Source organism: Paenibacillus sp. FSL R5-0345 (genome assembly GCF_000758585.1).
Taxonomy (GTDB): domain Bacteria; phylum Bacillota; class Bacilli; order Paenibacillales; family Paenibacillaceae; genus Paenibacillus_AQ.
This window is the reverse complement of the sequence record NZ_CP009281.1, coordinates 5,917,574-5,938,524: the sequence shown is the minus strand read 5'-3', so window position 1 is coordinate 5,938,524 and position 20,951 is coordinate 5,917,574. Positions and strand designations below refer to the sequence as shown.

Sequence of the window (20,951 nt, the reverse complement as noted above, 5' to 3'; positions counted from 1 at the left end):
GGCCCCGGGTCTTTTGGAAAAAGGCCTATATACCTTAATAGTCACAGGAGGAAATTAGATTTTGAAGCAGCTTACCTTAAATAATGGGTGGTTTTCTAACACTCGAACCGATATTTTATCGGGGATGACTGTAGCCGTTGCACTGATTCCTGAAGCGATCGCTTTTTCAATCCTGGCGGGAGTAAGTCCGATGGTTGGTTTATACGCCTCTTTCTGTATTGCGATTGTAACAGCACTTGCCGGAGGCAGACCCGGAATGATTTCGGCGGCTACAGGGGCTATGGCTCTGTTAGTCGGAAGTCTTGTACTAGAACACGGAATAGAGTATCTGTTCGCAGCAACTGTACTGGCTGGTGTGTTTCAGATATTGATGGGGATGCTAAAGCTTGGCCGCTTCATCACGTTTTTGCCACAGCCGGTTATGACGGGGTTTGTCAACGCGCTGGCAATACTGATTTTTATGGCGCAGCTTACCCATTTTAAGGGACAGGGCTGGGTGATGTACGGCCTGGTAGCTCTGACATTGCTTATTATCTACACGGTTCCTCGGTTTACCAAAGCCGTACCTTCAGCACTTGTAGCGATTGTTATCGTTTCTGTTCTTAGCATCGCTCTTCATCTGGATGTAAGAACCGTAGGCGATATGGGGAATATTACAGCAACTTTGCCATTATTTCATCTTCCGCAAATCCCGTTCACGCTAGATACTCTGCTTATTATTTTGCCATATTCACTCTCACTGGCCGTAGTTGGGCTATTGGAATCACTGATGACTGCCACCTTAATAGACGATATTACGGGCACAGGTAGTGATAAGAACAGAGAGGCGAAGGGACAGGGGCTTGCGAATGTAGTCACTGGTTTTTTCGGAGGGATGGCAGGCTGTGCGATGATCGGACAGTCAATGGTTAACATGAAGTCTGGAGGACGCACGCGTCTGTCCACGTTTGTGTCAGGGATCTTTTTATTGTTCCTAATTATTGTACTTGGCGATGTCGTTAAGCAGATCCCGATGGGCGCACTGGTCGGCGTAATGATAATGGTCTGTATCAGCACCTTTGAATGGGGCTCGCTCAAAACTTTAACCCGTGTCCCGCTCAGTGATGCGCTGGTTATGATTGTGACGGTGGTCACCGTGGTGGCTACGGACAACCTTTCTATTGGTGTTTTGTTTGGAGTTCTGTTAAGTGCTCTAACGTTTGCTTGGAAAATAGCTTCGATCCGCCTAACTGTTCAGGAAGCTGCCTCTTCCAAAACATATGCGGTTTCCGGCCAGCTGTTCTTCGGCACGACAAGCCACTTCATTCATGAATTCGCCTACGATAGCGATCCGGATCATATTATTATCGATTTCTCACACTCTCATGTGTGGGACCAATCCGCAGTTCATGCCATAGGGAAGACGATGAGCAAATACGCCGAGCGTGGCAAAAAAGTCACTATTACCGGACTTAATGACCAGAGCTCGCAGCTGGTTCAGCGGGTGGGATTATCATTATGAAAAAAGATTACGCTATATGCGCGATCTTTTTTTATAGTAGGGATAACCGTAATAGAAGAAGAGTAAGGTTTTACTTTTGGTGTAAACTGATATAAAGTATAAAGTGGATAATGTTTATCCGCTTTATACGCGGATGTTATCATCTACAGTTCTATTCAAGCTATCTACGTAAATCGAGGTGCTGTACATGCATATGAAAACAGGGGTAGAACAGTCAGTATATGCACTAGTTCTACTCAACATGCTGCCGGATAAGGCGGTTCTGTCTGGGGAAGCGATTAGCCAGCAGCTCGGAGCATCGGCGACCTATTTTCAGAAACTGTTAAGAAAGCTGGTTACCGCAGACATCATCACATCTGTTCCCGGCATTAAAGGCGGCTTTAAATTAAAGAAGAGACCTGAGGATATTCGTGTATATGACGTTTACCTCGCGGTGGAGGGACAGCAGTCGCTGTATTCATCCAATGGTATTCTGGTAGACATGTTGGATTTAGAAAAAGAAGATAGCTGCTGCCTGCTAACCAATCTGATGGAAGAAGCTGAATCCTCCTGGAAAGCTGTATTAAAGCGGGAGACTATTGCTTCGTTGTCGGAGGAAATGCGCGGTGAACGTTTTAAAGATAAGATTGCAGCCTTAGAGGAATGGATCCGCAATAAAATGGTCATCTAACCAAAGAAGGGATGTATTCGCATGAGATTAAGCGTATTGGATCAGGCACCCGTGACTAGTGGTAACACAGCGGAAGGTGCTTTGAATAAAGCAGAAGAATTGGCTATTTTAGCAGATGAGTTGGGATATAGCAGAATGTGGATGGCTGAGCACCATGGCGGAAATACATTTGCTAGCTCGGCTCCTGAAGTAACGGCAGCCCGTTTAGCCGCCAAGACCAACCGTATTCGAATCGGCACCGGCGGTGTGATGATGATGCATTATTCTCCACTTAAGCTGGCGGAAGTATTTAAAACGTTAAGTGCTTTTTCCCCGGGGAGAATTGATTTCGGTGTGGGAAGAGCGCCTGGCGGCGATACAAGTGCCATGTACGCTCTGTCTGAAGGCCGCGAGTTAATGCTGCATAACATGTATGATAAGCTTGGCATTACTATGCAGTTGCTTAGCGATCAGATTCCGGAAGATGAGCTGTATGCCAAAAATCTCGCTGCTCCAACGAAGGTGGCGCTCCCAGAAGTATGGTTGTTAGGCTCGAGCGGCAACAGTGCGCGAAAAGCTGCACAAATGGGAGTCGGATACTCTTTTGCGCAATTTTTTAACGGTGCGATGAGTAATGAGATCTTGGACCAGTATCGGAATAACTATCAGCCTTCTATCTTCATGGACAAACCTGAGATCAGTGTATCCTATATGGTGACCACAGCAGAAACGAAGGAAGAAGCTGAGTATGAGGCATTACCGCAGGATATTTTCCGCTTGATGATGAGTAAGGGCAGAATTACGCAGGTGCTGACACCAGAAGAAGCTCAGAACATATCGTTATCAGAAATTGACCGGATGGCAATCAAGGAAGGCCGTAAGATTCATTTGGTCGGTGCGGTTAAAGACATCGCCGTACGCCTGCAAGAAGAACAAGCACAATATGGATTCCAGGAAGCGATGATATGCAGCATTCCGCATTCGCAGGAAAAACGGCTAGAGGTTTACCGGTTACTGGCGCGTGAACTGCTAGGTTCTTGATTCTTTCCTCTCAAACCCGCATTTGATGCGGGTTTTTTGTATGCCCAATTTAGCTTTTTGATCGACACATGCCCTCAAAAGACAATAAATTAACCCTCCCGCCCCCTAAAAGTAACATTTGAATATCTAACTTCATCTATGATTAATGAAAGATTTAATTTGAAAAAGAGGATTGGAAGTGATCAAGAGATGTTTCCTTTACATAAATCCGTTACGCTGATAGCTTTGCTTCTAATGAATCTGCTGGCGGGTTGCCAACATCAGGCTGATCCAGCCCCCCTTCAATCGGCCAACGACTACCACACATCAAGACCAAGGCCAACAGACACCGCTGCTAACCTCATTAAGCTGGAGTGGAAGCTGGTGGATACAATCCCTGTAGTCTCTCAACTAAGTGCTCCACCTACAGGCGCTACTTTGATTACAGAGAAGAAGCTTGATGATTTCGGAGGAGTCAAAGTGAGTGTGTATACAATGGCTAGTGACGAAGACTATGTATATGCCAGAGTTTCTTCATCCCAAGGACAATACAGTCTAGGGGCGATAGGGACTTATAATTATCGTCAGCCGGAGAATATCAAGGTAGAAGTGGTGCGGATTTTTAGCGAAAAGGTGCTGAAAATCACCGGTGGACTAGGAGCAAATAATTCGCTCACTAACTATTATTTAATCGACGAGAGTGGTAACCCCTCGGGATTGCTGCAGATAGATACCGGACATTCCAAAGAGCTGGATGTTGATGGGGATGGATCTATTGAGGGTGTAGCTGCACATGGAAATCCGATGAGTGCCTACATTTACCGCTGGAATGTTGATCACGCTGAGGTAACTTTCGTTAATGATGCTTTAAAGGCAGACTCCGTGGTGCTAACGGATGAAGGAATATATGAAGCTTTAAATATCGGGGACAAGCAGAGCAAAAGATTCCGGTTGACCTTAGAAGGACTGATCCAAGAGCAATAACGTCATGACCAGTGCTGCTGAAATATTTCCTGCGACCAATTCCCTCAAACCTCCGTATAGACGATTAAGCTTAAATGATTATCCATAATCTAGGAGGGGTATTGGATGAATATGCAAATGAATCCGAAATTGAAACAGCTGCGTCCGGGAAAAATAGTTAGCGGTGTTGCAGCAGTGCTCATTGTATTGTTGATTGGCGCAAACTCTTTTGTATCTGTGGAATATGGGCATGTAGGTTTGTACAAAACCTTTGGTAAATTAAATGACAACACGTTGTCACCCGGCATTCATTTTAAAATTCCATTTATTCAGACGGTAATTCAGGTCAATACGCAGGTAACGAAGGCGGAGACCGATACTTCAGCTTCTTCAAAAGATCTTCAACCTGTATCCACACATGTAGCAGTGAATTATTCCGTAAACAAGGCTTCCGCCTTTAATCTGATGAACAATATCGGAGGTAATTTTGACAATGTAATTATCAATCCGGCCATTCAGGAAATCGTCAAGGAAGTGACGGCAAAATATCCAGCAGAAGATTTGATTACGCGCCGTGATGTAGTGTCTAGTGAGATCAGTGAGCATTTAACTGCTAGGCTGGCAAAATATGACCTGATCGTCAACGATATTAACATCGTTAACTTTAAATTCTCGGAGGCGTTCAATCAGTCCATTGAAGCGAAGCAGGTTGCTCAGCAGCAGGCGCTAAAAGCGGAGAATGATCTTCGTAGGATTGAAATCGAAGCGAAGCAAAAAATCGCCCAGGCGCAAGCAGAGGCTGAATCTCTAAGACTTAAGAAGCAGGAGGTTACACCTGAGCTGGTGCAGCTGAAGCAAATTGAGGTCCAAGAGAAAGCGTTAGAAAAATGGAACGGCGTGCTGCCGTCAGTAACAGGGGGAGCGACTCCATTTGTGGATATTCAATCCCTGACGAAATAATTCATTGTTGGATTTCTGATTTATTTTTCCAATTGCTGTTCTGTTTGAGTTCGTGGCTGTCTGCTTCAACATCTGCTCCTCTGATGGGAAAGCCCTACTTCTATAGAAGTAGGGCTTTTTATACTATTAATATTGATAAAGCATTGTAGGAATTTGCCAGCCAGCGCCGACTGACCAAAAGAAGACATAATCGCCACGTTTGATTCGTCCGTCTTCGACTCCGCGTTGAAAGGCGATAAAAGGACTGCTTGTTGCTGTATACCCGAACTCGTCACCTACGTAGATGAATTTCTCATCAGTAAGTCCAAGACCCTCTTGGATGAGTTCGATATTTTTGAGAGAGAATTGTGAAAGGCAGAAGGCAGATATATCATCTGTAGTCAGGCCGTTTCTTGAGAGAAGCTCCTTCATGTCTGCAACGGCCGCATCTACACATACTGTACCGTCAAAGGGGGTCCAGCGTATCCGAATTTGCTCCGGTGTAATGTCTTCATGATAAATATTCGAAAGACCGCAAGCAGGGAACATAATGTTCTCAGAGCCCTCAGAATCAGTGTAATAAAGGGAGTCAATGAAGCCAGTTTGCTCGCTCCGTTCCAGAATGACAGCTGCTGCGGCATCTCCGAAGTTAGGGTAAGTAATTTCATCATCTGTATTGCAATTTACCGAGCTATAGTCACTGCCCACGACGAGCGCGTACCGAATGCTAGGATTAGCTTGCATATAACGACTTGTCTGCTCCACGGCGGATACCATTCCTGCGCAGTTGGCATTGGAATCTTGTGTAATGGTCCGGTGTTTGCCTTGCAGCATACGGTGTAGCAGAAGTGCGTTGGTAGGGTAGGTATATTCCGGTGTCTGAGAAGCGAACGTAATCATGTCCATATCTTCCCCATGCAAATTGGCTTCATTTAACACTTTTTGGGCGGCTTTGAATCCCATCGTTAGGGCATTCTCATCCTTTTCTTTTACGATGTATCTCCGGTCACGACCCATGACTTCCAGGAATCGCTTGATGTCCTTGCCCATACTCTGGAAATGCCCCAAATAATAATCATTAGTTACGACATGCTCCGGATGGTAATAAGCAGCTTGGCGGATGGTTATATGTCCCAAATGAAACCTCCTATGCTTCAATAATTTCGTAATTCTCTAATTTCGTTGCCCGGGCTACTCGGCTCAGCTGCATTTTTAGGACAGGGCTTTTGGCAATAATGAAGGTCACTTTTTTAAATCCAGATTCTTTATACAGTATGTAGCATTGTTCAAGCATAGGAAGAGTGTCCGGCGAGGATACGTTTAGTGTCTTGCAATCTAAAATGATCTCAAATTGTGTCGGGTCAAAGGTACTTATGATTTGGTTGTACTCCTGAATGAAACGTCCGGCGTCCTCAGGTGACATAGAACCTTCCACTTGTACATTCAGTTTCTGGGCTGCAGCGTTTGAGGCGAAATTAAAGTTTCCCATTTTAAACAGTCTCCTCCTAAGTAAGTTTGAAGAAAAATTTTAATAAATAGGCTAAAAAACCCATTTATATATAACTATTATCGTATTTTTAAATGGGAAAGTTTAGGGAGATTGTTATTTATATTTTAAAAAATACAAGAAGGTATAAATTTAACTTGAAAAGATAATTAAGTTAATAATGACCTGCTCCAAGTATATTTATAATGAGTTAACCGAGATTGGAGTGGGCTTGATTGCCCTGTCGACTTTGCAAAGCAGAGTTCTATTGGTATGATTACAGAGATGAAAAAAATTTACTATCCAAATCATGGAGGAATGACAGAAATGAGCGAAATTACACTATCGGGGATCATTGATCATACACTGCTTAAAGCAGATGCACGGAAAGCAGATATCATTAAATTGGCAGAAGAAGCAAAAGCCTATAAATTTGCTTCGGTCTGCGTAAACCCTGCCTGGGTAGCTACTGCCCATGAAGTATTGAAGGATACGCCTGAAGTTAAAGTATGTACAGTTATCGGCTTCCCACTCGGATCTTCGACAACAGAGACTAAAGTATTCGAGACTACCAATGCTATTGCGAATGGTGCAGGTGAGGTAGACATGGTTATCAATATCGGAGCGCTGAAAGATGGTAACGATGAACTGGTTAAACATGATATTGCATCAGTTGTAGAAGCAGCTCGCGGCAAAGCGCTGACTAAGGTCATTATCGAGGCTTGTTTATTAACGGAAGAAGAAAAAGTACGTGCTTGCAAGCTTTCTGTTGAAGCTGGAGCAGACTTCGTAAAAACATCCACAGGATTCTCTACAGGTGGAGCAACGAAGGAAGATATCGCTCTGATGCGTGCAACAGTTGGACCTAATGTGGGTGTGAAAGCTTCCGGCGGTGTTCGTAGTGCGGAAGACGCTCATGTAATGGTACAAGCAGGCGCAAGTCGTATTGGTACTAGCGGCGGTGTAGCGATTGCTAAGGGAGAAACAAGCCAAAGCAGTTACTAATCAAAGCAGTTACTAATAGAAGATAAGTAAACCAGTAGCGGTGAGATAAGGTGGACAAGCTTTGTCCGCCGCTATTCTGTTTTTTATGCGTAGAAGCTCTCTACTAGATACATAGGGTATACCTGTTTTTTTAGCTTAAAAACTGTTATTGAAAGCGTTATCTGATTTTTATCGAACAGGCTTTCATTCGCAAAATAAAATTGTAATAATTCACACCGGAATAATAAGATTTTTTTCTTTTCAAATGATGTCGTTTATGAGAGAATGAGTACAATTATTATTTGTTAAAGATTTCTATTCTTATTTATAAAGGGAGGAAATACCTATGTCAGAAGACCGTAAGCTGTCATTTGAAACTTTGACTGTTCATGCAGGCCAGGAAATTGATCCAACTACTTTCGCACGTGCTGTACCGCTTTATCAGACCACGTCTTATGGATTCCGTGATGCTGATCATGCAGCGGATCTGTTTGCGCTCAAAGAATTCGGTAATATTTACACTCGGCTGATGAATCCGACTACAGATGTATTTGAACAGCGTTTGGCAGCACTTGAAGGTGGAGCAGGTGCACTTGCTACAGCTTCCGGGGCAGCGGCTATTTCTTTCTCTATTCTAAATATTGCTGGTGCTGGGGATGAAATTGTATCTGCGGCAAGCCTATACGGTGGAACTTATAATTTATTTTCTACAACGCTGCCTAAGCTCGGCATTAAGGTACATTTTGTGGATTCAGACAATCCAGAGAACTTCCGTGCTGCGATTAATGATAAAACCAAAGCTTTGTATGCAGAAACCATTGGTAACCCACAGGGGAATGTATTAGATATTGAAGCCGTTGCAGCAATTGCGCATGAACACGGAATTCCTCTGATTGTGGATAATACGTTCCCAAGTCCATATTTACTGCGTCCGATTGAGCATGGAGCTGACATCGTTGTTCATTCGGCAACTAAATTCATCGGCGGGCATGGTACATCTATCGGTGGAATTATTGTGGATGGTGGTAAGTTCGATTGGAAGGCAAGCGGTAAGTTCCCAGGACTTACAGAGCCTGATCCAAGTTATCATGGTGTTGTTTATACGGAAGCTGTGGGTCCGATTGCTTATATTATTAAAGCCCGTGTTCAACTGCTTCGTGATCTAGGGGCTTCTATTTCACCATTTAACTCTTGGATGCTGCTGCAAGGGCTCGAAACACTCCATTTGCGGATGGAACGTCACAGCCAGAATGCGCTGAAGGTTGCGCAATATTTGGAGGCACACGCAGATGTAGAATGGGTAAGTTATTCTGGACTTCCTACTCATCCATCTCATGAATTAGCGCAAAAGTATTTACCTAAAGGTCAAGGAGCGATCCTTACCTTCGGTATTAAAGGTGGAAGTGCTGCGGGACGCAAGCTGATTGAAAATGTGAAGCTGTTCTCGCATTTGGCGAATGTCGGTGACTCCAAGTCATTGATTATCCATCCTGCAAGCACAACACATGCACAGCTGTCGGATGAAGAGCAAACCACAGCGGGAGTAACTCCGGAATTACTCCGCTTATCGATTGGTACGGAATCTATTGATGATATTATTTATGATCTGGAGCAGGCAATCGCCGCCAGTCAACAATAGAACAATGAAATTCAAGGAAGGCATTTGCTGCTATGCGGCGATGCCTTTTTTTTGTTATTTAATAAGGCTAAATTATTCACATCATTTGGCAACGCTTGCATATTTCATGGGAGGTTCCCGTATTTATAAGTGTGGTAATAAGATGTCGGTGGCATGATGTTTATTAACTTGGCGTACCGGCAGCAATCCAAAGATAAAGGGTGGGTGCGAAGATGAAGGGTGAACGTCAGCAGGATGGTTTTCGGAGTAGTGAAGAGCGCCCGTTCAAGTTCATGTATAAGGCCGGTGATCGGGCTGTAGGGATGGAAATGAGCCAAGCCGGATCCGTAGCCTCCGCTGCCGCAGAATTTATTACCGGGGTAGAGCAGAAGGATGTTGTAGAACCTTTGAACCGTTCTTATTTTAAACGACCTGGAGAACAGTCGGCCTTCTTAGTATTGCGTGAAGGACGTGAAGAACGAGAAGAGCGTCCGATTACACGGGAAGGCGCAAGGTCCGTTCAAGCCGGTCCTTGTCTGATACGAAGTGAGGAATGGCTGCTTGAACCTGAACTGTTTTGTCTTTATGAGCATTGGTTATCCAGTGAGGATGAGCTGCAGGCTAATCGAATGCTGCAGCGGATCTATTACCGATTGCAAGCAGCCACCACAGCTCTGCTGGAATCACCGGATGGTGAATGGGCAGCAGTCACCCTGCTGCATCCAGAGGAGCTTGCGGCGCAGCCCGCAAAGCTCGCCGCGCTTCAGGACGCGCAGCTCGAAGCGCTTTTTACTGCGGTGGCGGAGAGCCAGCGTCAAGGCGGCGATTGTCGCCTTGACCTGCTGGTCGCCTACACCGCAAGCGGAGCCGAATTCGCAGCAAAGCGCGAATTCATCGAGTTCGTGGCCGATCAGACACTCGGCCACGCTTATGCGGCGACGTGCCGCATCGGGGCGCTGATCGCGCCCGATGTGGAGCCCGCCGCCGCCGCGGAAATCGCGCGCATCGCCGATTTCCTAGTGCTCGACGGCGCGGCGAGCGAGCTCGCGCCGGAAGGTGCCGCCGCAGAGGGCTTCGCCCTGGCGGCGGGGGAGATCCTTGCCGCCGTGCGGAGCGTGAAGCCGGCGGCGGTAGTGCTCGCCGCGGGGACTCCGGCGGCGTCGGCTTTGGCTGATCTGTATCAGATCGGCCTCAGCGGGATTTTTTGCAGCGCAGGTCAGCGGACCGAAGCGCTGCTTAGGGCAGCCTGTCTGATCTGGATCGCCAGGCAGCAGGAAACACTGGATACTGCCGCCGGTGGAAGGCAGTAACACAGCAACGAAGTGGCTGTCCCATATGCCACTTGCGATTCTAAGTGAGACGACAGAGCAGTGATTCTCCCGTTATGGGAGGATCACTGCTCTTCATTTTGTGCGTTTTGACTGCTTCCTTTAAAAGAATATTCATCATTGCTTTGGGCACACGGAATCGGAGGACCCTATTTGTATGATTTATGCTTTTGGAGCACAGCTTCGGACTCCAGAGACATTATTCAATAGAAGCTGTGCGAACAATGTTCCTTCAGCACTCTCACTTATTTTACATAAAAAGGATAATTATATTAGCGGATCGAATCTATTAGCATCCTACTGAAAAGAGGCGCTGCACATGTCCGCAAATTTTAGAGTTGCCCTGAAGAAGGTTGTTGACCACTCCTACGACATTGAGATCGGAGAAACTTTATTTAGCGCACTAATAGAGGACTTAAAACGAGGTATCGTAGAAAATGTAAGCAAATTTGTGATAATTACGGATTCCAAAGTTGAAGCACTTTATGGACAAGCCTTGCTGGAACAGCTGATTCAGAATGATTTTCATGCGGAGCTTTTTTCTTTCCCCGCCGGAGAGAAATCCAAAACCCGTGAAACGAAGGCGTTGCTGGAGGATCAGCTATTAAGCCGTTCTTATGGACGAGATTGCTGTATTATTGCGATTGGAGGCGGGGCGGTAACAGATTTGGCAGGTTTTCTGGCAGGGACATTTGGCCGGGGAGTGCCGAGTTTGAACTATGCGACCACCTTATTAGCAGCAGCAGATGCATCCATTGGCGGAAAAACAGGCGTAAATACACCGGTCGCTACCAATCTAATCGGTGTATTTCATCAACCCAGCAAGGTGTACATCGACTTAGCGACATGGAGAACACTTCCGGTTCGTGAGTTGCGTAGCGGCTTAGCTGAAACGATCAAACATGCCTGCATGGCGGATGCAGGTTTTTTTGAGTATTTGGAGCAGAATTTGGAACAAGTTGTTTCTTTAGAGGGAGAGCTTATATTAAACCGAGAGGTCTGCGAACGGATTGCACTTTATAATTGTGAGATCAAGTACGGTGTGGTAGAGAAGGACGAATTGGAGAGCAATCTGCGGCAAATTCTTAATCTAGGGCATACTGCGGGTCGAGCGCTGGAGGCTTTAAGCGGTTATGAATTGTTACATGGTGAGGCTATTGCGATAGGTCTTGCTATTCAGGTGCAGTTAGCAGAGCGCTTGGGATATGTAACTCCGAACCAAACTCAGCGGGTGATTGCATTACTACAGAAGGCGGGTCTGCCTACTGAAATTCCAGCAACCATTACAAACCGAATGCTAATCGATAAAATGTATACAGATAAAAAAGTACGCAAAGGGCGCATACGGTTTGTATTCCAAGAGGGGATCGGTTCGATGAAACGTTTTGAGGATGGATCTTATTCGACTCCAGTCGAGGAACATGTCCTAACAGAACTGTTAGATAAAATCCGCCATTAAGCAAGCAGCTGACATATACTCTGAAATTTAGGGCGGTTAGCTGAACAGATAGGCTTTACTTTTTCATTCCTGGTGGTATGATTAAAATATAAGTTGCACTAAGGAAATATAGTTGTACTATCGCAACAATGATTATCATTCTCACTACCTATAGTTATCAATCATGCTGTCCCGGCTAAGCCGGGGCAGCATGTGTCATTTTAGGGGTCTTAATAATGGCTCTCATTCTCACTTGGCTGAAGTTAGGCTCCACAAAACAAAGCGTATGCTTACGAAGCAAGTTTTGTTGCGAAGAAGAGTCACAGAAGGAACGCTACACAAAACTTTAAAGGACGGCGATTATTATGCAAGCAACATCAAAACATTTACCTCAGCAATCATCTATTTCCGGCAGTATGAAGAAGCCAGGCGCTCCAAAGCGCCGGTTCGATCCGCGTGCCATGCTTAGCAATTCCGAAATGCAGGCTGCTCTGGGCAGCGGACTGCTTATGCTTTTAGCATGGTCTGTTGGTGGATGGTCAGAAATTCTTTCCATAGCACTCTATGTCATTTCTTATACGATTGGTGGTTGGAATAAAGCAAAAGAAGGCGTAGAAACGCTCGTCAAAGAACGGGATCTCGATGTGAACCTATTAATGATTGCAGCCGCACTAGGTGCAGCTTCCATTGGGTACTGGAATGAAGGCGCCATGCTTATTTTCATTTTTGCACTCAGTGGAGCCTTAGAGAGTTATACGATGGAACGCAGCAAAAAGGATATTTCCTCGCTGATGGCACTCAAGCCGGCAACGGCTATGCGTATTGAACAAGGAAGTATGAATGAGGTCCATATCGACCAGCTGGTGATCGGAGATCTGCTGCTTGTACGCCCGGGAGATTTGATTCCGGCAGACGGTAAGGTATATCGGGGGGAGTCGGCAGTAGATCAGGCTTCCATTACGGGAGAATCCGTACCCGTTGAAAAATATGTCGGTAGCGAAGTTTTTGCAGGCACCGTGAATGGAGAAGGTCCCCTTTATATTGAAGTAACGAAAGCAGCTGAGAACACCCTTTTTGCCAAAATCATCAAAATGGTAGAAGAGGCAGAAACGGAAGTTCCCAATTCGCAGCGTTTTATAAAAAGACTCGAAGCCATCTATGCAAGGGTTGTCGTAGCCTCGACCGTGGCACTGATTCTCCTTCCACCATTTTTGCTGGACTGGAGCTGGAGCGCAACCTTCTATAAAGCGATGGTGTTTCTAGTAGTAGCTTCACCTTGCGCCTTGGTTTCCTCCATTATGCCAGCGATGCTGTCGGCGATCTCCAAAAGTGCGCGAAAAGGGGTTCTTTTTAAAGGCGGGGTCCATCTGGAAAATATGGCACGCACAACGGTTGTGGCGTTCGATAAGACAGGGACGCTTACAGAAGGAACTCCACAAGTAACTGATTTTATTGCAGGAGAAGGCTACAGTCGTCAAGAGTTGCTAACGGTTAGTGCATCCATTGAGAATATGTCCCGTCATCCACTGGCGGAAGCGATTGTGCGTAAAGCGGAAGAGGAAGGCCTGGAGCTACGGGGAGTGGAAGACAGTAAAACCATCACAGGCTGGGGGATTGAAGGTCAAATCGATGGACATCTCTGGAGAATCGGGAAGTCTAATTTGCTCGATGAGCTGGCTCAGTCTGCTATGAATCCTGAACTGGAGCATTGGAAACTTAAGCGGCAGCAGTTGGCTGAAGAAGGGAAGACCGTCTCCATCATTCTGGACGGCGAGCAAATTGCCGGAATGATTGCTTTGCAGGATACGGTTCGTCCACAAGCAGAAGCCGCAGTGCGGAAGCTACAGGAGCTTGGGATTAAAGTGGCAATGCTTACGGGTGACCGTGACGCTACGGCTCAGGTCATTGCAGCTATAACAGGGGTAGATCTAGTGTTTGCTGACCTTTTACCGGAGGATAAAGTGAAGCATATCAAGGCACTTCGTGAAAAGTATGGTCACGTTGTTATGGTAGGGGATGGTGTGAATGACGCACCTGCTTTGGCGACAGCAACCGTAGGCATGGGTATGGGCATGAAAGGGAGCGGCGCTGCACTCGAAATAGCCGATGTAGTGCTTATGAATGATAATATAGAAGAGATCGCTTCAACGATATCATTGGCGCGTCGTTCACAGCGTATTGTGAAGCAAAATATGATTTTTGCTGTGTCTGTGATTGCAGTGCTTATGATCAGCAACTTTGTGCAAGGGATCGCACTTCCTTTTGGCGTAATAGGTCATGAAGGCAGTACGATATTAGTGATTCTTAATGGACTAAGATTATTGCGATAAGATTTATCGAAATTAAATTGTTCACAAAATAGTTTTGGGGTGAGGGAGTCTGGCATATTGACATATTTGCTTTCAGTTATCATAATTAACACTACATTATAATTATTTTAATTAAGAAGCGACGTCATTGCCGTCTAGCTCAAGGAGGACATAGATATGTATAAATCAATAATTGTTGGAACTGGACCGGCAGGATTAACCGCCGCTATTTATTTGGCTCGTGCCAATTTGAACCCACTAGTAATCGAAGGACCCCAACCCGGTGGACAATTGACCACTACAACAGAAGTGGAGAATTTCCCTGGATTTCCTGAAGGCATTATGGGTCCTGACTTGATGGATAATATGCGTAAACAAGCTGAACGTTTTGGTGCGGAGTTCCGTACGGGCTGGGTGAACAGTGTAGAACTTGGAGAGCGTCCTTTTAAGTTGAATGTTGAAGGAATGGGCGTTCTTACTACAGATACATTGATCATTTCCACAGGCGCTACGGCAAAATACCTCGGTATCCCAGGGGAGCAAGATAATGTGGGACGCGGTGTAAGCACCTGCGCTACCTGTGACGGATTTTTCTTCCGTAATAAAGAGATCGTGGTTGTTGGTGGCGGAGATTCCGCACTTGAGGAAGCTGGCTTCTTGACTCGTTTTGCTTCCAAAGTAACTTTGGTGCATCGTCGTGGAGAATTGCGTGCTTCGAAGATCATGCAGGATCGCGTTCGTGCTAATGTTAAAGTAGACTGGAACCTAAATCGCACTCCACTGGAAGTGACTTCGAGCGACAGAGGCGTCAATGGTCTAAAAGTGCTTAACAATGAGACCGGAGAAGAAGAAATCATCGAAGCAAGCGGCGTGTTTGTTGCGATTGGTCACCACCCGAACACCTCTTTCTTAGGTGGACAGATCACAACCAATGCGGATGGCTATATCATGACGAACCCAGGCACTTCCGAAACCAATATCCCAGGCGTGTTCGCATGTGGTGATGTGCAGGATACTCGTTACAGACAAGCGATTACTGCAGCAGGTAGTGGATGTATGGCAGCTATGGATGCTGAGAAATATATCGAAAGCTTGGAGCACAGTGCAGTCATTCTATAATTTGGTTTGAAAAAAACTCAATGCTACATTAGATATCTTCACTGTATATCTTTTATAGGAGGAGGTCATACCATGGAGAAGGTTATTGTATATACCTCAACAAATTGCCCGCATTGCCGTCAGGTTAAGAGCTTTCTTAGCGAAAAAGGCGTTTCCTACGAAGAACGCAACGTCGAGCAGAATGATGATTTTGCGCAGCAAGTATGGGACATGGGAATGAGAGCTATTCCTGTAACTGTTATCGGTGAGCATAAAATTGTGGGCATGAACAAAACTCAGTTCGACAAAGCACTGGCGACTGTTTAAGTAAATAAGATTTCCGCAAGGACATTGTAAGGGGCCGTTTCCGATCAGGAGGCGGTCTTTTTTATGATCTTTAAGTATACAAAAAATAGTCTGACGCTTTAGTGCGCAGACTATTTTTATGAAAGTAGATCTAGAAGTAGAGTTAGGTTTGAGTGAAAGATGTAATGATCTGAAATAGTACGTATACAGCAGCGCCGCTGCCAATAAGAATAAATCCTGATTTCTTTTTAGCTTGAAAAAAACGGAGCACACCGAGGCTGATCAAAGGGGCAATAATGAGCAGAAAAAGCAACACAGTGATGAACATCTGTGCCGAGATATCAGACGTATCAACATAGGTCATGGACTCGCTCTCCATTTCAAAAAAGGGGTTGTAGTGATAAATGTCACACTAGCTTAGCCTTTATTATATAGGATTTCTGTTCCTTTTACTGCACTTTTGATTCACTCAAATGCGTCAATTTTACGTCAATTATTTATCTTATGAATTTTTGCCTATAAAGATGTTCAGTGAATGAACACAATTGATCCATCAAACTAATAATTATAGGGTCACTCGAATGTCGCCTAGGAATTGCATAACGGCAGAGAAACCTGCACCGATCATCGTTCCACGGCTGCCGAGCTTAGAGAATGTGATTTCGAGTTGCTGCTTGTGGTAAGGAAGAGTACGTTCAGCTACAACCCGGCGCAGCGGCTCACCAAGCCATTCTTCAGCCTCAGACAATGCTCCACCGATTACAATAAGCTCTGGATTGAAGCTATTGATTAGATTTGTCACCCCGATACCGAGATATTCGCCCATCGTTGAGAAGTGATGAAGGGCGTCTTCTTGTCCCCCAGCCGCATAACGAACCAGCTCTGGCGTAGTATGGGCAGGTAGGGGGAGGTCGGGATTATCATAGGTTTTCTCAGAGGCATATAACTCCCAGCAGCCACGACTGCCGCAACTGCAAGGCTTGCCTTGTGCTTCAATCGTCATATGTCCGGTTTCACCGGCATATCCTCTTGCACCCTTGTATAGCTCTCCACCAATAATAATTCCTGATCCGATCCCTGATCCCGCACTGATGTAAAGCAGATGCCTTACCTCTCTTGCCGCACCAAAGTTGAGTTCTCCCTGTGCGCCTGCGTTCGCTTCGTTATCAATGGTGACTGGGACAGAAAATTCAGCTTCCAGTATCGCCCGCAGGTCGACCATTTCCCAGCCAAGGTTGGGAGCAAAGAGTACAACACCATTTTCATCCACCATGCCGGGGACGCCTACTCCGATGCCGACGATGCCATAAGGCGATTGAGGAGCGCTGACAATCAAGCCGGAGATAAGCTTCTTCATTTGTTCCAGTACGTAAGGGAGATCATGATTGTCTAAGGAGAAATCGCTTTCGTAAAGAATGCCCCCACTCAGATCACATAAGACTGCTGTTAGCTGCTTTACCCGCAGTTCTATGCCAATTACACTGCCAGCCATTGTGTTGAAATGCAGCATTAACGGTTTACGGCCGCCGCTTGATTCCCCAGGTCCGACTTCAGTTACCAATTCTTGCGTGCACAGCTCAGCTACCAGATTGGACACAGTAGCTTTATTCAATCCGGTCATCTCTGAAACCTTCGCGCGAGAGAGTGGAGAGTGTCTTCGAATGGTATGTAGTACGATCGATTTATTTATTTTTTTGACCAGCGCTTGGTCTCCAGTAACCTTCACAAATCACACATCCTTCTTAAATTATAAGAAAGTATAAGCTTCACGGTATACTTTCTCCTTATAATTCTCGCATAAACGCTTACCGTCTTTAAAGGGACGCTAAAGGCGTTTTAGCTTGGCATAGTTCCCATTTGTTGTATGCCACTTAGTCTAGAGTGATGTGCTGGAAATTGCAATACATAGCGTCTAGAGGAAATTTTCCAAGATAGATCTCCTATAATTGGGAAGCGGAGAGAGGAAGCTAGACAGAGCTCCAAAAAATGGACGAAAAAAACTTAAACAAAACTTTGTTTAACCAATATACAAAGTCCGAAAGATGTGTTAAGATGATCCTGTAAACGCTTGCGGGCGAAGTACAATTTGAGGAGGATTACACAATGGCTTATTTTGAGACAGTGAACAAAATCTCTTACGAGGGAAGCCGTTCCACCAACCCTTTTGCATTTAAATTCTACAATCCTAAAGAAGTCGTAGCCGGCAAAACTATGGAAGAACATCTGAAATTTGCAATGGCTTATTGGCATACATTAACTGCTGGCGGTTCCGATCCGTTTGGCGCTGAAACTGCTATTCGTAGCTGGAACAAATTGAACGGTCTGGACAAAGCTAAGGCTCGCGCTGAAGCAGCTTTTGAATTTATGGATAAGATGGACCTGCCTTACTTCTGCTTCCATGATGTGGACATCGCACCAGAAGGCGCATCTTTGCGTGAATTCTACAGCAACATCGACACCATCGTTGATATCCTTGAACAAGGCATGAAGACTTCCGGCAAGAAATTGCTGTGGAATACAGCTAATATGTTCACTAACCCACGTTATATGCACGGTGCAGGCTCCACTCCAAATGCTGATGTATTCGCACATGCAGCAGCACAAGTGAAGAAAGGTCTGGAAGTGGGTAAACGTCTAGGCGCGAGCAACTATGTATTCTGGGGTGGCCGTGAAGGCTACGAAGAGTTGCTGAATACAGATATGGGCCTTGAACAAGATAACATTGCTCGTCTGTTCAGCATGGCTGTAGATTACGCTAAGGAAATCGGCTTTGATGGTCAATTCCTGATCGAGCCTAAACCAAAAGAGCCTACGAAACATCAATATGATTTCGATGCAGCAACAACGATCTCATTCTTGCAAAAATACAACCTCGACAAGCACTTCAAGCTGAACCTTGAAGCTAACCATGCTACACTTGCTGGTCATACTTTTGAACATGAGCTTCGTGTAGCTCGTATCAATGGTATGCTCGGATCGCTTGATGCTAACCAAGGTGATACATTGCTCGGATGGGATACGGATGAATTCCCAGTTAACATCTACGATGCAACACTCACACTGTATGAAGTACTCAAGAATGATGGCCTTGGCAAAGGCGGTATCAACTTTGACTCTAAAGTACGTCGTCCTTCCTTCGAGCCTGAGGATTTGTTCCTAGCACACATCGCTGGTATGGATACTTATGCAAAAGGCTTGAAAGTAGCTGCTAAATTGATCGAAGATCGCGTATTCGAAGATTTCGTTGAAAAACGTTACAGCAGCTTCAATGAAGGTGTTGGCGCGGATATCGTATCCGGCAAAGCAACACTGGCTTCCTTGGCTGAATATGCTTTGAACAATGAGAACCCACGTCCTAACCAATCCGGACGTCAAGAATACTTGAGAGCTACACTTAACCAATACATTTTGGCTGAGTAGGATTTACAGGGAGCTTGAAGCTTAGGCTTTGATTCCAGTTTGAACAAATGCAACGGGGGTTGCTGAAGAGAGCATTCTTCGGCAGCTCCTTTTTTGTACAAAGAAATTCTAGAAACGCTCACAAAACTAAGCAGGATGCTTACGAAGTAAGTTTTATTGCGAAGAGAATCAAGTAGCTAAGCTCCATAAAACTAAGTGGATGCTTACGAAGTAAGTTTTGCTCGAAGTAATTCAATGAAGCCTATGCTCACAAAACTAAGCAGGATGCTTACGAAGTAAGTTTTATTGCGAAGAGAATCAAGTAGCTAAGCTCCATAAAACTTTTAGGAGGTCAAAAATGAAATACGTTATAGGTGTAGATTTGGGCACTAGCGCAGTGAAGACTGTGCTAGTGGACCCACAGGGCAAGGTTGCTTTTGAGCATTCTGAATCCTACCCGCTAAGCAGACCACAGCCGAACTGGAGCGAACAAAATCCAGAGGACTGGGTAAAAGGAACGCTGGTCAGCCTTCGTCGCCTAATCGAAGTATCGGGCATAGATCCATCGCAAGTTGATGGTCTTAGCTTCTCCGGGCAAATGCACGGATTGGTACTAGTGGATAAGGAAGGTCAAGTGCTTCGTCCGGCCATTCTTTGGAATGATACACGTACTACTGCACAGTGCAGAAGAATAGAGAAGACGCTTGGAGCAACGCTTATTGAGGTCGCTAGAAACCGTGCGTTAGAAGGCTTCACGCTTCCTAAAATTCTATGGGTGCAAGAGAATGAGCCAGAGGTATTATCACAAGCGTACCAGTTCCTTTTACCAAAAGATTATGTGCGTCTCCGGTTGACTGGTGATTATGCGATGGATTATTCTGATGCTGCTGGAACGCTTCTATTGGATGTAGGTTCTAAAACGTGGAGTGCTGAAATTGCTGAAGCTTTTGAACTTCCACTTTCCCTTTGTCCTAGACTGGTAGAGTCCTTTGAACAGACAGGAACGTTATTGCCGGATATTGCTGAAGCATCTGGTCTCTTATCATCAACAAAGATATTTGCTGGTGGTGCGGATAATGCATGTGGAGCACTTGGAGCAGGGGTTCTAGGTGAAGGCCGGACGATGTGCAGTATTGGTACATCTGGCGTGGTTCTTTCCTATGAGAGCAACAAAGATTTAAATCTCGAAGGTAAAGTCCATTTCTTCAACCATGGTGAAAAGGATGCCTACTATATCATGGGTGTTACTCTAGCTGCGGGTCATAGCCTTACATGGTTCAAAGAAACCTTTGCGGCAGACAAGAGCTTTGATGAATTGCTAAATGGAGTCTCTTCCATTCCAGCGGGTAGCGGCGGACTGCTCTTTACACCTTATATAGTAGGAGAACGTACACCACATCCAGATGCGAATATTCGCGGAAGCTTTATTGGTATGGATTCAGGGCATACATTGACTCATTTTACACGTTCCGTACTAGAAGGTATTACCTTTTCGTTACGTGAATCCATCGAGATTGTACGTGATTCAGGCAAAGAAATTACAGAAATCATTGCGATCGGCGGCGGGGCTAAAAATGAGGCATGGCTCCAGATGCAAGCAGATATTTTCAATGCATCCATCGTGAAGCTTGAAAGTGAGCAAGGTCCGGCCATGGGAGCAGCGATGTTGGCAGCTTATGGAAGCGGATGGTTCGCATCCCTTAGTGCATGTGCAGAAGCCTTCATCCGTCCTGCGGATGTGTATACACCAGATCCAAAGCAAGCGGCAATCTATGACGGTTTATTCAACCTCTATCAGGAAGTCTACGGTCAGACTCGTGAACTGAATAACAAGCTGGCTGCATACCGCCAATAAAGTGCCATTGTATTTAAACGCTTACCATCCTTATAAGGATGCAAAAGGCGTTTATGCT

The 20,951-nt window shown here is 45.4% G+C and carries 18 protein-coding genes; 14 read left to right on the top strand and 4 right to left on the bottom strand.

All coding sequences use genetic code 11. From position 1 onward, the window contains the following. Positions 1–58 precede the first annotated feature (58 nt). The 5 genes from R50345_RS26140 to R50345_RS26120 all read left to right on the top strand — a co-directional run bounded on the left by R50345_RS26140 (position 59) and on the right by R50345_RS26120 (position 5,093). Positions 59–1,501 carry a SulP family inorganic anion transporter gene (locus R50345_RS26140; protein WP_042131083.1) on the top strand — a complete coding sequence of 481 codons (1,443 nt, stop codon included), beginning with the start codon at positions 59–61 and terminating at the stop codon, positions 1,499–1,501. 187 nt (positions 1,502–1,688) lie between these two features. After that, the gene (locus R50345_RS26135; RefSeq protein ID WP_042131082.1) at positions 1,689–2,171 is read left to right on the top strand and encodes an RrF2 family transcriptional regulator; all 483 of its coding nucleotides are present in this window, start codon (positions 1,689–1,691) and stop codon (positions 2,169–2,171) included. 21 nt (positions 2,172–2,192) lie between these two features. Next, a complete protein-coding gene (locus R50345_RS26130) occupies positions 2,193–3,191 on the top strand; it encodes an LLM class flavin-dependent oxidoreductase (RefSeq protein WP_042131081.1) in 999 nt (332 codons plus the stop codon). A 138-nt stretch (positions 3,192–3,329) separates the two neighbouring features. After that, positions 3,330–4,154 (top strand): hypothetical protein, encoded by an 825-nt coding sequence (locus R50345_RS26125; protein WP_156114875.1) that lies wholly within the window; start codon positions 3,330–3,332, stop codon positions 4,152–4,154. Between the two features lie 105 nt (positions 4,155–4,259). Beyond that, positions 4,260–5,093, top strand: a complete 834-nt coding sequence (locus tag R50345_RS26120; protein ID WP_042131079.1) for a prohibitin family protein — start codon at positions 4,260–4,262, stop codon at positions 5,091–5,093. A gap of 126 nt (positions 5,094–5,219) precedes the next feature. Here the strand turns inward: R50345_RS26120 and R50345_RS26115 are convergent, their stop codons facing one another. Together R50345_RS26115 and R50345_RS26110 are read right to left on the bottom strand one after the other, a co-directional pair. Next, positions 5,220–6,209: a ketoacyl-ACP synthase III gene (locus R50345_RS26115; protein ID WP_042131078.1), complete on the bottom strand. Its 990-nt coding sequence runs from the start codon at positions 6,207–6,209 to the stop codon at positions 5,220–5,222. A gap of 10 nt (positions 6,210–6,219) precedes the next feature. After that, on the bottom strand, positions 6,220–6,561 hold the full coding sequence (locus tag R50345_RS26110) for a hypothetical protein (protein ID WP_042131077.1): 342 nt from the start codon (positions 6,559–6,561) through the stop codon (positions 6,220–6,222). A 324-nt stretch (positions 6,562–6,885) separates the two neighbouring features. Between R50345_RS26110 and deoC the strand changes: the two genes are divergently transcribed. The 7 genes from deoC (at position 6,886) to R50345_RS26075 (ending at position 15,660) form a co-directional block, all read left to right on the top strand. Next, complete coding sequence (gene deoC / locus R50345_RS26105) at positions 6,886–7,563, top strand: deoxyribose-phosphate aldolase (protein ID WP_042132492.1); 678 nt, start codon at positions 6,886–6,888, stop codon at positions 7,561–7,563. A gap of 325 nt (positions 7,564–7,888) precedes the next feature. Next, a complete protein-coding gene (locus R50345_RS26100) occupies positions 7,889–9,181 on the top strand; it encodes a homocysteine synthase (protein ID WP_042131076.1) in 1,293 nt (430 codons plus the stop codon). Positions 9,182–9,393: 212 nt separating this feature from the next. After that, positions 9,394–10,470: a hypothetical protein gene (locus R50345_RS26095; RefSeq protein WP_042131075.1), complete on the top strand. Its 1,077-nt coding sequence runs from the start codon at positions 9,394–9,396 to the stop codon at positions 10,468–10,470. Positions 10,471–10,807: 337 nt separating this feature from the next. Then, on the top strand, positions 10,808–11,947 hold the full coding sequence (gene aroB / locus R50345_RS26090; RefSeq protein WP_042131074.1) for a 3-dehydroquinate synthase: 1,140 nt from the start codon (positions 10,808–10,810) through the stop codon (positions 11,945–11,947). 344 nt (positions 11,948–12,291) lie between these two features. Continuing rightward, positions 12,292–14,256, top strand: coding sequence for a heavy metal translocating P-type ATPase (locus R50345_RS26085; RefSeq protein WP_081954195.1), 1,965 nt, complete (start codon positions 12,292–12,294; stop codon positions 14,254–14,256). A gap of 156 nt (positions 14,257–14,412) precedes the next feature. Next, positions 14,413–15,354: a thioredoxin-disulfide reductase gene (gene trxB, locus R50345_RS26080; RefSeq protein WP_042131072.1), complete on the top strand. Its 942-nt coding sequence runs from the start codon at positions 14,413–14,415 to the stop codon at positions 15,352–15,354. Positions 15,355–15,426: 72 nt separating this feature from the next. Next, positions 15,427–15,660, top strand: coding sequence for a glutaredoxin family protein (locus R50345_RS26075; protein WP_042131071.1), 234 nt, complete (start codon positions 15,427–15,429; stop codon positions 15,658–15,660). 142 nt (positions 15,661–15,802) lie between these two features. Here R50345_RS26075 and R50345_RS26070 read toward each other — a convergent pair whose 3' ends face one another. Next, positions 15,803–16,003 (bottom strand): hypothetical protein, encoded by a 201-nt coding sequence (locus tag R50345_RS26070; RefSeq protein WP_042131070.1) that lies wholly within the window; start codon positions 16,001–16,003, stop codon positions 15,803–15,805. Positions 16,004–16,204: 201 nt separating this feature from the next. Continuing rightward, positions 16,205–17,365: an ROK family transcriptional regulator gene (locus R50345_RS26065; protein ID WP_042131069.1), complete on the bottom strand. Its 1,161-nt coding sequence runs from the start codon at positions 17,363–17,365 to the stop codon at positions 16,205–16,207. A gap of 377 nt (positions 17,366–17,742) precedes the next feature. Here R50345_RS26065 and xylA point away from each other — a divergent pair, with 377 nt between their 5' ends. Together xylA and xylB are read left to right on the top strand one after the other, a co-directional pair. Then, positions 17,743–19,059: a xylose isomerase gene (gene xylA, locus R50345_RS26060; RefSeq protein WP_042131068.1), complete on the top strand. Its 1,317-nt coding sequence runs from the start codon at positions 17,743–17,745 to the stop codon at positions 19,057–19,059. A 337-nt stretch (positions 19,060–19,396) separates the two neighbouring features. Next, positions 19,397–20,893: a xylulokinase gene (gene xylB / locus R50345_RS26055; RefSeq protein ID WP_042131067.1), complete on the top strand. Its 1,497-nt coding sequence runs from the start codon at positions 19,397–19,399 to the stop codon at positions 20,891–20,893. Positions 20,894–20,951: the final 58 nt, after the last annotated feature.